This window comes from Sphingomonas sp., assembly GCF_019746665.1.
In the GTDB taxonomy this organism is placed as follows: Bacteria; Pseudomonadota; Alphaproteobacteria; order Sphingomonadales; family Sphingomonadaceae; genus Sphingomonas.
Genome location: NZ_JAIERS010000004.1, coordinates 88,769 through 100,528, shown reverse-complemented (window position 1 = coordinate 100,528; position 11,760 = coordinate 88,769). Strand labels below are relative to the sequence as shown.

The following is an 11,760-nucleotide window of genomic DNA, read 5'->3' as shown; positions in this document are numbered from 1 at the left end:
CGCAGATTGAGAGAAGGGCGCTGCGCGCGATTTTCGATCCTTCTCCTCCGCGCGCTCCGCGCCTCCGCGCGAACCGAATCCGCCGCCGCTTGATCAAACAGCCCTCAAGCCGCCTCGCGCGTACCCAGATAGCCGATCAGCCGCGCAAGCGTCGCGCGCAGATCGTGGCGCGGCACGACCATGTCGATCATGCCATGCTCCAGCAGATATTCGGCGCGCTGGAAGCCTTCGGGCAGCTTCTCGCGGATCGTCTGTTCGATCACCCGTTGGCCGGCGAAGCCGATCAGCGCCCCCGGCTCGGCGATCTGGACATCGCCCAGCATCGCATAGCTCGCCGTGACGCCGCCGGTCGTCGGATCGGTGAGCACGACGATATAGGGCAGCCCGGCATCGTGGAGCATCTGGATCGCGACCGTCGCGCGCGGCATCTGCATCAGCGACAGGATGCCCTCCTGCATCCGCGCGCCACCGGCGGCCGTGAAGATGATATAAGGGGCGTGATCGGCGATCGCCGCCTCCACCCCGGCGATGAACGCCTCGCCCACCGCCTGGCCCATCGATCCGCCCATGAAGGCGAAATCCTGCACGCCCACCACCGCGCGCTGCCCCTCGATCAGCCCGCGCGCGTTGACCAGCGCGTCCTGCTCGCCGGTCGCCGCGCGCGCGGCCTTCAGGCGATCGGGGTAGCGCTTGGTATCGCGGAACTTCAGCGGGTCTTCCGCCACGCGGGGCGCGGCGAGCGTCTGCGCGGTGCCGGGATCGAAGACGTGCGCGAAGCGCTCCGCCGGCCCGATCCGCTCATGGTGGCGGCAATGCGGGCAGACGTGGAGATTGTCCGCCAGCTCCTTGGTGAACACCATCTGCCCGCATCCCTTGCACTTGTGCCAGAGATTGTCGGGCGTCTCCTTCTTGGTGACGACCAGCGAGAGCGCGTTGCGGACGTTGGAAAGCCAGCTCATGCGGCGGCCTTTTGCGCGCCGTGGACGGCTTGCGCAAGCGCGGCGGTGAAGGCGCGGACCGCCTCCGGGGCTTGCGCGCCGTGCTGCGCGACCAGCTCGACGATCGCCGAGCCGACGACCACGCCATCGGCGACGCGGGCGATGGCGGCCGCTTGTTCGGGGGTGCGCACCCCGAACCCGACCGCGACGGGGAGATCGGTCTGGCTCTTCAATCGCGCGACGGCTTCCTCGATCGAGGCTTGCGCCGCCTGTTGCAGCCCCGTGATGCCCGCGACCGAGACATAATAAAGGAACCCGCTCGCCCCGTTCAGCACCGCCGGCAGCCGCGCGGCATCGGTGGTCGGGGTGGCGAGGCGGATGAAGGCGAGGCCGTGCGCGGCGAGCGCGGGGGCCAGCTCATCCTCCTCGGGCGGCAAATCGACGCAGATCACGCCATCGACCCCGGCTTGCGCGGCCTGCGCCGCGAACCAGTCCGCTCCGCGCCGCAGCATCGGGTTGGCATAGCCCATCAGGACGAGCGGGACGCTCGGGTGGCGCGTGCGGAAGTCGGCGGCGATTTGCAGGATGTCCGCCGTGGTGGTGCCGGCGGCCAGGCTGCGCAGGTTCGCCGCCTGGATCGCCGGGCCATCGGCCATCGGATCGGTGAACGGCATCCCCAGCTCGATCACGTCCGCGCCGCCTTCGACGAGGGCGTCGAGGATGGCAGGGGTCGGGCCGTCGCCCGCGGTGACGAAGGTGACGAGGGCGGGGCGGGGGGCGGCGAAGGCCGACTTCAGGCGATCAGGCATCGCCAACGTCCGAACCAAATTTGTCCGTGAGCGTAAAGAGCAGGCCAAAGAAAAATCCGGCCACCACCGTTCCTACCCAAACTTCGTTCCAGACGATCGGCTCGCCCCGCATATAGTGGTTGAACGGCGATACAGCCGCAAAGCATAAGGCGTTGGCCGAGCCGTACACCAGCCCGCGCTTGAAGTTGAGTTTCACGCTGACGCTGCTCGCGCCTTGGCGCCATCCAATTTGGTCTGTCTGGCCTCGGCGAGCGCGTCGATCATGGTCGGCGGCGGGCCACCGCCTTCAGCGACGAAGGTGACGAGGGCGGGGCGGGGGGCGGCGAAGGCGGTGGCGAGGCGGGTCATCGCAAAACAATCATGCGTGATTTGAAGATTAAGCTGGAAGCAGCGGCTCCGATACCGAAACCACAAGCGGCGAGAAAAGCTTTCCTGAAATCCACTTCAACGCCTACTAAGGCGGCGGCCATCACATTGAAAATCATAACGGTCGTGAATAAAATGCAGCCGCTTGTAAATGACTCGGCCAACGTGGCGCGTCGCCAAGCCACCTTCAGTTGCGCTATCTCTCCGCCGCCACGAAACATTAAATCGCCACCCCCAGTGCTTCGGCGACGGTGAAGATATCTTTGTCCCCGCGCCCGCACAGATTCGCGAGCACGATCTGGTCCTCCCGCATCTCGCGCGCCACCTTCGCCACGGCGGCGATCGCGTGGCTCGGCTCAAGCGCGGGGATAATCCCCTCGGTCCGGCACAGCAGCTGGAACGCATCCAGCGCCTCGCCATCGGTCACGGCGGTATAGTCCACCCGGCCGATGTCGCGCAGCCAGGCGTGTTCCGGCCCGATGCCGGGATAATCGAGCCCCGCCGAGATCGAGTGCGCCTCGGTAATCTGGCCGTCGTCGTCCTGCAGCAGATAGGTCTTGTTGCCGTGCAGCACCCCGGGCGCGCCGCCGGCGAGGCTCGCGGCGTGGCGCTTGTCGAGCCCTTCGCCCGCCGCCTCGACGCCGAGCATCTTCACCTCGGCGTCATCCAGGAACGGATGGAAAAGCCCGATCGCGTTCGATCCGCCGCCGATCGCCGCCACCAGCAGATCGGGCAGGCGGCCGGTGCGGGCGAGCATCTGCGCGCGCGCCTCCCGCCCGATCACGCTTTGGAAATCGCGCACGAGTTCTGGATAGGGATGCGGGCCGGCGGCGGTGCCGATGATGTAGAAGGTGTCGTGGACGTTCGCGACCCAATCGCGCAGCCCCTCGTTCATCGCGTCCTTCAGCGTCGCCGCGCCGCTGGTCACCGGGCGGACCTCGGCGCCGAGCAGCTTCATGCGGAACACGTTCGGCTGCTGCCGCTCGATATCGCGCGCGCCCATGTAGATGACGCAAGGGAGCCCGAAGCGCGCGGCGACGGTCGCGGTCGCGACGCCGTGCTGGCCGGCGCCCGTCTCGGCGATGATCCGCGTCTTGCCCATGCGGCGCGCGAGCAGGATCTGGCCGATGCAATTGTTGATCTTGTGCGCGCCGGTATGGTTCAGCTCGTCGCGCTTGAACCAGATTTGCGCGCCCATCCCCTCCGGCGCCGACTCGCGCAGGGCATCGGTCAGCCGCTCGGCGAAATAGAGCGGGCTGGGGCGGCCGACATAATGTTCGAGCAGATCGTCGAACTCGGCCTGGAAGGCGGGATCGGCCTGGGCGCGGCGATATTCCGCCTCCAGCTCAAGGATCAGCGGCATCAGCGTTTCGGCGACATAGCGGCCGCCAAAGGCGCCGAAATGGCCGCGATCATCGGGTTGGGCGCGGAAGCTGTTGGGTGCGTTCATAATGGCCGCAACGCATTAAGGAACGCGGCGATCTTGTCCACATCCTTCACGCCCGGTGCGCTTTCGACCCCGGACGAGACATCGACATAGCGCGCGCCGCCGGTCGCCACCGCCTCGGCGACATTGCTCGCGTCGAGCCCGCCCGAAAGCGCCCAGGGCAGGGGATGGGCGTGGCCCTGCAGCAGCCGCCAGTCGAACCGCACCCCCATGCCGCCGGGCAGCGCGCCTTCGGGCGTCTTCGCGTCATAGAGCAGCCGGTCCGCCGCGCCCGTGAACGCGGCCGCCCCGGCGAGATCGGCGCGGGTGCGCACCGCGACGGTCGCCCACACCTCCCGCCCGGTACGCGTCTTCAGCGCGGCCGCGCGCGCGGGCGCGACCTTGTGGAGCTGGAGCGTATCGAGCCCGGCGGCGGCGATCGCGGCATCGATCAGCGCGTCCTCGGGATCGACGAACACCCCGACCTTGGCGACATGCCCCGGCACCTGCACGGCGAGCGCGCGCGCCTGGTCGAAGTCCAGATGGCGCGGCGAGGGCGGGTAGAACATCAGCCCGATCGCCGCCGCGCCGTGGCGCACCGCGGCGTCGAGCGTCTCGGGCGTCGAGAGCCCACAAATCTTGGCGCGTACCGGCATCGCCCGCGCTATAGGCGCGGCCATGGCGGCGCGAAACCCCGAGCAGATATTGGCCGCGATCGACGCCGCGCGGCGCATCGCGATCGTCGGCTCGCCCGGTGCTGGCAAGTCCACGCTATCGCGCGCGCTCGCCGGGCGCACCGGGCTGCCGCTCGTCCATCTCGATCAGCTCCACTGGGAAGCGGGGTGGACCGAGCCCGAGGAAAGCGTCTGGCGCGCTCGTGTCGCCCGGGCGGCGGAGGGCGAAAGCTGGATCATCGACGGCAATTACGGGGGCACGATGGCGCCGCGCCTCGCGCGTGCCGATCTGGTGCTGTGGCTCGATTTCCCGACCGCCTTGTGCCTGTGGCGGCTCGGCAAGCGCATCGCCGGCGGCTATGGGCGGGTGCGGCCCGACATGGCGCCGGGGTGCCCGGAAAAGCTCGACTGGGGGTTCGTCTGGTATGTCGCGCGCTTCCGCCGCGATGGCCGATCGCGCCTGCTCGCCGCCTTACCGAGCGCGACCGGGAGGGTGATCCAGATCGATCGCCCCGCCATGCTCGACGCGCTTCAGGCGAGCCGCGGCACGAAGCGCGGCACGCGCGCGCGATAATCGGCATAATCGGCCCCGAAAGCGGCGAGCAGCAGCTTCTCCTCGCTATGCACGCGCCGCGACGTCGCGAAGGCATAGAGCGGCACCGCCAGCAGCAGCTGCCCGGGATGGCCATAGGCCAGCGCCATCGCCAGCATGAACAGGCCGAGCGCGACATAGATCGGGTTGCGGACATAAGCGAAGGGGCCGGCGGTCACCAGCCTGGCGTCGGCGCGGGTGCGCGCGACGATCGCCCATTCCGCGCCCATCGTTCGCGAAGCCCAGACGAACAGCGCCACCGCGCCCCCGATCAGCAGCGCGACGCCCGTGGCTTGCGCCAGCGCGACCGCCGAAAAGGGCGCGAGGGCGACATGGATCGGCCCGAACCCCGCGAAACCGATCGCGACACCCTGCAGCGCGATCCAGCCCCAGGAACCGCCGTCGCGCCGGCTTCCTTGCTCCCCCGCGCGGCGGCGGCCGGCGACGAACAAGGAAGCGAAAAAGGCCAGGATGCCGAGCGCCAGCGCGATCAAGCCAGGCAATCCCACCGGTAACGCGAACATGCGGACTCCATCAGTGTTAGTGATACAATACACCTTTGCCGGTCGTCGGCAAGTCAGCGCTGTGCCTCGCGCAGCCCCTCCTGATAAGCCTCGATCGCCATAGACCGCTTCAGCACCCGCGCGTCGGGATCGAGCACGACATGCGCCCCCGGCGGCACCGGCAGGTGCCCCACGCCATCCGGCATCGCCACGCTCACCCGCTCGCCGCCGACCAGCGCCTCGACCGGCATCGGGAACGGGCCGCCGGCGCGCCATTCGAGCTTCAGCCCGCCGGGCTCGGGCGTGCTGACCAGCTCGGGGAGCGCGGCGCGGCGCAGATAGGCGTCGAAGAACCAGCCGAGATCCTGCCCGCTTTCGGCCTTCACCAGCGCCTCGAATTCGGCGGTCGAGCCATAGCGCGGGGCGAAATTGCCGGGCGCGGGATCGGCGCGGCCATAGACCAGCCGGCGCACGCTCGCGAAAAAGGCCTTGTCGCCGATCAGGCCGCGCAGCGTGTGGAGCACCCAGGCGCCCTTGTAATAAATGTCGGTGCCCGGGCCGCCCGCGCCGCTTTCGTAAACCTCCTCCTCGGTGCGCGCGCGCCCGCTGACGAGCGGGCTGCGATTTTCGATCCGATTGCGATAAACGTCCATCATCGCGGCGTACCGCGCCCGACCCTCCCGCCATTCGCCATAGAGCGGCTGCATGAATTGCGCGAAGCCTTCGTGCAGCCAATAATCGTCCCAATCGCCGGCGGTTAGCTGATTGCCGAACCATTCATGCGATAATTCATGTTGAAACAGCCAATCGAACCCCTCCGGCGCCTTTTTATAATTATTACCGTAGGCGTTGATTGTTTGATGCTCCATGCCCAGATACGGGCTCTCGACGACGCCCAATTTTTCCTCCGCGAAGGGATAGGGGCCGATTATTTGCTCGAAGAAGTCGAGCGTCGGGGCGAACTCGGCGAACAGCGCGCGCGCTTTCTCTCGCGCTGGCGGTAAGTACCAGTAGTTTAAGCGGATCGAGTTGCCGTAGCGGCTGTGGTAGCTGTCGCTCAGCAGCTCATAAGGCCCAACCGTCAACGCTAGAGCATAGGTGTTGGGATGTTTGATGCGCCAATGCCAGCTCGTTCGGCCCCGCGGCAGCGCCTCGCGCCCGATCAAGACGCCCCCCGCCGGCGCGACCAGCCCGCGCGGGACGGTGATGTGGAGATCGGCGACCGCCGGCTCGCCCATGGGGAAATCCAGGCACGGCCAGAACAAATCGCAGCCATAGCCTTCCTGCGTGCTGGCGATCCATGGCTTGCCGTCGCGCGTCTTGCTCCACACGAAGCCATCGTCCCACGGCGCGTTCACGGCGACATGCGGCGTGCCGGCGTAGCGGATGCGCGCGACGATGCGCTCGCCCGCGGCGACCGGGCGGGGCAGGGTGATGCGCAGCCGCCCTTCGGGATTGCTCCAGGCGGAGGGCCGCAGCGCGGTGTTGCCGATGCTGATGGTGCGCACCGGCAAATTGCGATCGAGATCGAGCAACAGCGTGTCGAGCGGCGCGCGCGCGGTGAAGCTGAGCGTGGCGGTGCCGGCGATCGCCTGGCGATCGGGAAACACCTCTATCTGAAGGTCGACCGCGTCGAAATTGAGCGCTGCCTGCAGCGGATCGACCGGGCCGCCCGATCGCGCGGTTTGCGCGGTGAGCGGGGGCAGGCCCTTTTGCGGCGCCGGCGCGTTGGCGGCGAGCGCCAGTGCTCCCGCCGGCGCCATTGTCCCCCTGGCGACCAAGCGGCACAGGTTGATGGCTTTACGCGACGCCCCATATGTTGAAAAATTGCCGCGCCGGTAAGGCGTGTTCGGAGAATTCATGAAAACCGTTTATCCCCTTCTTCCCTTGCGCGACATCGTTGTGTTTCCGCACATGATCGTGCCGTTGTTCGTGGGGCGCGACAAGTCGGTCGCCGCGCTGGAGGCGGCGATGGCCGACAGCAAGGAGATCTTCCTGGTCGCCCAGCTCGATCCCGCCGAGGACGATCCCGTTCGCGACGATCTCTACGATGTCGGCGTCACCGCCGATGTGTTGCAGCTGCTCAAGCTGCCCGATGGCACGGTGCGGGTGCTCGTCGCCGGCAAGCAGCGCGCGCGGCTGGAGCGGCTCGATGTGCTGCCCGGCCACCTGATGGCCGAGGTCGAGATGCTCGAAGGGACGGCTGGCGAGGAGGATCTGGCCGAGCAGGATCGCGAGCTGGTCGCGCTGATGCGCTCGGTGGTCGATCAGTTCGAGAATTACGCCAAGCTCAACCGCAAGCTGCCGCCCGAAACCGCGGTGCAGCTGCGCGAGATCGAGGACGCGGCGCGGCTGGCGGATTCGGTCGCCGCCAATATTCAGGTGAAGGTCGCCGACAAGCAGGCGCTGCTGATGGAGCGCGACCCGCAGAAGCGGCTGGAGATGGTGTTCGCCTTCATGGAAGGCGAGCTGGGCGTGCTGCAGGTCGAAAAGAAGATCCGCAGCCGCGTGAAGCGCCAGATGGAGAAGACCCAGCGCGAATATTACCTCAACGAACAGCTGAAGGCGATCCAGCGCGAACTGGGCAATGAGGGCGAGGATGGCGAGGGCGACGAGATCGCCGAACTCACCCAGAAGATCGCGACGCTGAAGCTTTCCAAGGAAGCGCGCGCCAAGGCGCAGGGCGAGCTGAAGAAGCTGAAGACGATGGCGCCGATGTCCGCCGAGGCGACGGTGGTGCGCAACTATCTCGACGTGCTGCTGGGGCTGCCCTGGGGCAAGAAATCGAAGCTGAAGCGCGACATCGCCTCCGCGCAGGCGATCCTCGATCAGGATCACTATGCGCTGGAAAAGGTGAAGGACCGGATCATCGAATATCTCGCGGTCCAGGCGCGCACCAACAAGCTGAAGGGGCCGATCCTGTGCCTCGTCGGCCCGCCGGGCGTGGGCAAGACCAGCCTTGGCAAGTCGATCGCCAAGGCGACCGGGCGCGAGTTCGTGCGCCAGTCATTGGGCGGCGTGCGCGACGAGGCCGAGATTCGCGGCCACCGGCGTACCTATATCGGCTCGCTGCCGGGCAAGATCGTGTCCAACCTGCGCAAGGCCGGCGCCAGCAACCCGCTGTTCCTGCTCGATGAGATCGACAAGCTTGGCCAGGATTTCCGCGGCGATCCCGCCTCGGCGCTGCTCGAGGTGCTCGATCCCGAACAGAACAACAAGTTCCAGGACCATTATCTCGAGATCGACATCGACCTGTCGGACGTGATGTTCGTCACCACCGCCAACACGCTCAACCTGCCGCAGCCCTTGCTCGACCGGATGGAGATCATCCGGCTGGAGGGCTATACCGAGGATGAGAAGGTCGAGATCGCCGAGCGCCATCTGGTGCCCAAGCAGATCGAGGCGCACGGGCTGAAGGATGGCGAGTTCACCCTCACCAATGAAGGTCTGCGCGACCTGATCCGTTATTACACCCGCGAGGCCGGCGTCCGCACGCTGGAGCGCGAGATCGCCAAGCTCGTGCGCAAGGCGCTCCGCCGCATCCTGGAGGGCAAGGCCGAGACGGTGACGATCGCGCCCGATAACCTTCCCGACTTCGCCGGCGTGCGCAAATATCGCTTCGGGATGAGCGAGGAGGAGCATCAGATCGGTGCCGTCACCGGCCTCGCCTGGACCGAGGTGGGCGGCGAACTCCTGACGATCGAAAGCGTGACGGTCGCCGGCAAGGGCGGAATCAAGACCACCGGCAAGCTGGGCGACGTGATGAAGGAGTCGGTCGAGGCCGCGCTCAGCTTTGTCAAGGCGCGGGCGCCGACCTATGGCATCAAGCCCAGCCTGTTCGCGCGCAAGGACATCCATATCCACTTGCCCGAAGGCGCGGTGCCCAAGGATGGCCCTTCGGCGGGGATCGGGCTGGTCACCTCGATCGTCTCGACGCTGACCGGCGTGCCGGTGCGGCGCGACGTGGCGATGACCGGCGAGGTGACGCTGCGCGGCCGCGTGCTGCCGATCGGCGGGCTGAAGGAAAAGCTGCTCGCGGCGCTTCGCGGCGGGATCAAGACGGTGCTGATCCCCGAGGAGAATCAGAAGGATCTCACCGAAATCCCGGCGAATATCCGCGAGGGGCTGGAGATCGTCCCGATCCGGCACGTCGACGAGGCGCTGCGGCTCGCGCTCACCGCGCCGCTCGCCGCGATCGATTGGACCGAGGCCGACGAATTGGCCGCGCTGCCGCCCTCGGGCGTGTTGCCGGCGGCCGAAATTCCGCACTAATTTGGCATCGGACGGCGGGAGCAGGCTATATCGGCTTCCGCCGGCCAATCATGTTACCAGCGAAATGACCGTTTCGCGACGGATTGTGACGTTTTTGTTTTGACTAACACTGGGCAAACCGCCTTATTGGCCGTCCAGCCTGGCGCGAGTCACGCAGGCCAGGCCGCGATACACCGGACGGGGGTTCAAAAGGGATGAACAAGCAGGAATTGATTGGGGAGGTGGCCGAGGCCTCGGGCCTTAGCAAGGGCGATGCTTCCAAGGCGGTAGAGGCGGTGTTCGGCAGCATCACCGGCGCGCTTACCAAGGGAGAGGAAGTCCGGCTGGTCGGCTTCGGCACCTTCTCGGTGAGCAAGCGCAAGGCCTCGACCGGGCGCAACCCGCGCACCGGCGAGCCGATGACGATCAAGGCTTCGGCGCAGCCCAAGTTCAAGCCGGGCAAGCTGCTGAAGGACTCGGTCAACTAAGGCTGGACAAAAGGGAGCGCGCTCCGTAGGGAGGCGCTCCGCGAGGCGGCGCCTTGCCGCTTCTCCCGAATTTCGGGCGCGTAGCTCAGTGGTAGAGCACTGTGTTCACACCGCAGGGGTCGCTGGTTCAATCCCAGCCGCGCCCACCATCATCGCCCCGGCCCGCAACGGCCGGGGCGTTTGCTTTTGGGGCAACCCCGGTTGCCTGGGGCTGGCGGCTGGGGCAAGGGAGGCGCGAGCAATTCACGGGGGAAAAAGACGTGCGTCATGCGCTGATTGTCGCGGCGTTGGGGCTGGCGAGTTGCGGCCAGAACGCTGCCGCGCCCAAGCCCGCCCCAAGCCCGACCGCGACCGCCGCCGGAATGCGCGGTCCCGCCGCGCCGAATTCACCCGACGCGCGCGCGGCGATGGCGGCGGTGCAGACCTATTTCAAGGCGATCAAGGCGGGCGATTACGCCGCCGCCTATGCGATGTGGACCGAGGGCGGCCACAGTGCCGCCCCTTCGCTCGCTGAATTCAAGGCGAGCTTCGCCCCTTATGCCGAATATGAGCCCAGCGTCGGCCGCGCGACCGCGGTGACGGTGCGCGATGGCACCCAGTTCGTGCTCGTCTCGGCAAGCGCGTTCGTGAAACAGCGCGGCACCGGCGCGACCGCCGAGCGCGAAGGGTTCGTGATGCTGCGGCGCTCGGCCGACCCGAACGACCCCGATCCGGCCAAGCGTGACTGGCGCATCTGGGCCACCGACATCCGCGTTCGGCACTAGCGCGGTTCGCGATCCCATCGCGTCGGATCATTGCCCCAACAAGATGGTTCAAGGGCATTTCCGAGCCGGCCGTTGATCGCCTGCCTCGAAATCGCGCTAGGCGGGGTGGCTTTTCCGCCGCTTTCGGCTTCGTCGCCGACCGGCCCGCAAGGGGCGGGAAGCGCGCGTCATCGGCGCCAGACGATGAACGTCGCGTTCGATGTGCACCCCATCGCCTTGGTCATCTCAACATTGTCGAAACCAGATAAAGACTGAAGCTCGTGCACAACGCTTTCCTCGCCTGTTGCACCTTCAGGGAAGCCGCAGATGAGTTTCCCTTCCACACCGTAAAGCAGCCACCACAGATCCGCGCCCCAAGGTCCGCTATCATTGGTTTCAATGACGATTGCGGCCAGATTCTCGCGGGGGGCGACCATTGTCTTGCCGGTTTGATCGGTCGCGCGAAAACCGTATGCGTCGGCTGCGACATGCCATAGGCTTTCGGGATGAAGCCGCTTGGGCTTCCTGAACCGATCGCTCAAAAATCGAAGCCAGTTCATTGCCATTGGGAAACATTCTTTCCCCAGATCAAGGCGCGTGGCGACGTGTCGGCGGCTTGCACAAGCAAGTCAACGGACCAATCCACAGTTACGGGCGCGCTGGCGCCGTGGCCGCCGTTCGCCCCCCCGCGCCTCCGGCATCGAAGCCGGCCTTGGTGGCATCAATCCCCCGTGGGCACCACCCAAGCGCGCCGCCAGTGCGAGCAAGCTTGTCAAGGCCAGCTTCGGCCGTATGGGACGAGGCTATAATTGCTGCCGCTAAAGCGCAAATGCAGTCGCTCGCTACGGCTTTGGCATTATCCATGAGACCGTTCTTGCCGCGGCCGGTAACGTTGGCCGGTTCATGAAATCGGCGTCGATTGAAAGCTTTTTGTGACGATCTTGACCAATCAAGCCAAATCACTGCGCAG

General features: G+C 66.7%; 14 protein-coding genes and 1 tRNA gene. 5 read left to right on the top strand and 10 right to left on the bottom strand.

Annotation, left to right across the window (positions count from 1 at the left end; genetic code table 11):
• Positions 1-104: 104 nt before the first annotated feature.
• From accD to K2X73_RS02820, 7 genes are read right to left on the bottom strand one after another with little or no spacing between them, the layout of a single operon-like run.
• On the bottom strand, positions 105-959 hold the full coding sequence (gene accD / locus K2X73_RS02850) for an acetyl-CoA carboxylase, carboxyltransferase subunit beta (RefSeq protein WP_294108353.1): 855 nt from the start codon (positions 957-959) through the stop codon (positions 105-107).
• Complete coding sequence (gene trpA, locus K2X73_RS02845) at positions 956-1,747, bottom strand: tryptophan synthase subunit alpha (RefSeq protein ID WP_294108352.1); 792 nt, start codon at positions 1,745-1,747, stop codon at positions 956-958. The genes accD and trpA overlap by 4 nt, the downstream gene beginning before the upstream one ends.
• On the bottom strand, positions 1,740-1,943 hold the full coding sequence (locus tag K2X73_RS02840; protein ID WP_294108350.1) for a hypothetical protein: 204 nt from the start codon (positions 1,941-1,943) through the stop codon (positions 1,740-1,742). Before K2X73_RS02840 ends, trpA begins: the two co-directional genes overlap by 8 nt.
• Complete coding sequence (locus K2X73_RS02835) at positions 1,940-2,095, bottom strand: hypothetical protein (RefSeq protein WP_294108349.1); 156 nt, start codon at positions 2,093-2,095, stop codon at positions 1,940-1,942. The genes K2X73_RS02840 and K2X73_RS02835 overlap by 4 nt, the downstream gene beginning before the upstream one ends.
• On the bottom strand, positions 2,092-2,334 hold the full coding sequence (locus K2X73_RS02830) for a hypothetical protein (protein ID WP_294108347.1): 243 nt from the start codon (positions 2,332-2,334) through the stop codon (positions 2,092-2,094). The genes K2X73_RS02835 and K2X73_RS02830 overlap by 4 nt, the downstream gene beginning before the upstream one ends.
• On the bottom strand, positions 2,334-3,563 hold the full coding sequence (gene trpB / locus K2X73_RS02825; protein WP_294108345.1) for a tryptophan synthase subunit beta: 1,230 nt from the start codon (positions 3,561-3,563) through the stop codon (positions 2,334-2,336). Before trpB ends, K2X73_RS02830 begins: the two co-directional genes overlap by 1 nt.
• Positions 3,560-4,195 carry a phosphoribosylanthranilate isomerase gene (locus tag K2X73_RS02820; protein WP_294108366.1) on the bottom strand — a complete coding sequence of 212 codons (636 nt, stop codon included), beginning with the start codon at positions 4,193-4,195 and terminating at the stop codon, positions 3,560-3,562. Before K2X73_RS02820 ends, trpB begins: the two co-directional genes overlap by 4 nt.
• Positions 4,196-4,217: 22 nt before the next feature.
• Here K2X73_RS02820 and K2X73_RS02815 point away from each other — a divergent pair, with 22 nt between their 5' ends.
• Positions 4,218-4,787, top strand: a complete 570-nt coding sequence (locus K2X73_RS02815) for a topology modulation protein (RefSeq protein ID WP_294108343.1) — start codon at positions 4,218-4,220, stop codon at positions 4,785-4,787.
• On the opposite strand, the gene K2X73_RS02810 is transcribed toward K2X73_RS02815, so the two are convergent.
• The gene (locus K2X73_RS02810) at positions 4,745-5,329 is read right to left on the bottom strand and encodes an isoprenylcysteine carboxylmethyltransferase family protein (RefSeq protein ID WP_294108342.1); all 585 of its coding nucleotides are present in this window, start codon (positions 5,327-5,329) and stop codon (positions 4,745-4,747) included. The two genes, K2X73_RS02815 and K2X73_RS02810, sit on opposite strands and share 43 nt — an antisense overlap.
• 53 nt (positions 5,330-5,382) lie before the next feature.
• Positions 5,383-7,071 (bottom strand): M1 family metallopeptidase, encoded by a 1,689-nt coding sequence (locus tag K2X73_RS02805; RefSeq protein WP_294108341.1) that lies wholly within the window; start codon positions 7,069-7,071, stop codon positions 5,383-5,385.
• 97 nt (positions 7,072-7,168) lie between these two features.
• Between K2X73_RS02805 and lon the strand changes: the two genes are divergently transcribed.
• The 4 genes from lon to K2X73_RS02785 all read left to right on the top strand — a co-directional run bounded on the left by lon (position 7,169) and on the right by K2X73_RS02785 (position 10,811).
• Positions 7,169-9,580 carry an endopeptidase La gene (gene lon / locus K2X73_RS02800; protein ID WP_294108339.1) on the top strand — a complete coding sequence of 804 codons (2,412 nt, stop codon included), beginning with the start codon at positions 7,169-7,171 and terminating at the stop codon, positions 9,578-9,580.
• A gap of 194 nt (positions 9,581-9,774) precedes the next feature.
• Positions 9,775-10,047, top strand: coding sequence for an HU family DNA-binding protein (locus K2X73_RS02795; RefSeq protein WP_294108337.1), 273 nt, complete (start codon positions 9,775-9,777; stop codon positions 10,045-10,047).
• A 74-nt stretch (positions 10,048-10,121) separates the two neighbouring features.
• Positions 10,122-10,196: transfer RNA gene (locus tag K2X73_RS02790), tRNA-Val, on the top strand.
• A 111-nt stretch (positions 10,197-10,307) separates the two neighbouring features.
• Positions 10,308-10,811: a hypothetical protein gene (locus K2X73_RS02785; RefSeq protein WP_294108335.1), complete on the top strand. Its 504-nt coding sequence runs from the start codon at positions 10,308-10,310 to the stop codon at positions 10,809-10,811.
• Positions 10,812-10,978: 167 nt separating this feature from the next.
• On the opposite strand, the gene K2X73_RS02780 is transcribed toward K2X73_RS02785, so the two are convergent.
• Positions 10,979-11,356, bottom strand: a complete 378-nt coding sequence (locus K2X73_RS02780) for a hypothetical protein (protein WP_294108333.1) — start codon at positions 11,354-11,356, stop codon at positions 10,979-10,981.
• Between the last annotated feature and the right edge of the window lie 404 nt (positions 11,357-11,760).

What these genes read in the sequence shown, in the direction of transcription:
- accD (WP_294108353.1), bottom strand. Translation starts at nt 959, where the DNA reads ATGAGCTGGCTTTCCAACGTCCGCAACGCGCTCTCGCTGGTCGTCACC.
- trpA (WP_294108352.1), bottom strand. Translation starts at nt 1,747, where the DNA reads ATGCCTGATCGCCTGAAGTCGGCCTTCGCCGCCCCCCGCCCCGCCCTC.
- K2X73_RS02835 (WP_294108349.1), bottom strand. Translation starts at nt 2,095, where the DNA reads ATGACCCGCCTCGCCACCGCCTTCGCCGCCCCCCGCCCCGCCCTCGTC.
- K2X73_RS02830 (WP_294108347.1), bottom strand. Translation starts at nt 2,334, where the DNA reads ATGTTTCGTGGCGGCGGAGAGATAGCGCAACTGAAGGTGGCTTGGCGA.
- trpB (WP_294108345.1), bottom strand. Translation starts at nt 3,563, where the DNA reads ATGAACGCACCCAACAGCTTCCGCGCCCAACCCGATGATCGCGGCCAT.
- K2X73_RS02820 (WP_294108366.1), bottom strand. Translation starts at nt 4,195, where the DNA reads ATGCCGGTACGCGCCAAGATTTGTGGGCTCTCGACGCCCGAGACGCTC.
- K2X73_RS02815 (WP_294108343.1), top strand. Translation starts at nt 4,218, where the DNA reads ATGGCGGCGCGAAACCCCGAGCAGATATTGGCCGCGATCGACGCCGCG.
- K2X73_RS02810 (WP_294108342.1), bottom strand. Translation starts at nt 5,329, where the DNA reads ATGTTCGCGTTACCGGTGGGATTGCCTGGCTTGATCGCGCTGGCGCTC.
- K2X73_RS02805 (WP_294108341.1), bottom strand. Translation starts at nt 7,071, where the DNA reads ATGGCGCCGGCGGGAGCACTGGCGCTCGCCGCCAACGCGCCGGCGCCG.
- lon (WP_294108339.1), top strand. Translation starts at nt 7,169, where the DNA reads ATGAAAACCGTTTATCCCCTTCTTCCCTTGCGCGACATCGTTGTGTTT.
- K2X73_RS02795 (WP_294108337.1), top strand. Translation starts at nt 9,775, where the DNA reads ATGAACAAGCAGGAATTGATTGGGGAGGTGGCCGAGGCCTCGGGCCTT.
- K2X73_RS02780 (WP_294108333.1), bottom strand. Translation starts at nt 11,356, where the DNA reads ATGGCAATGAACTGGCTTCGATTTTTGAGCGATCGGTTCAGGAAGCCC.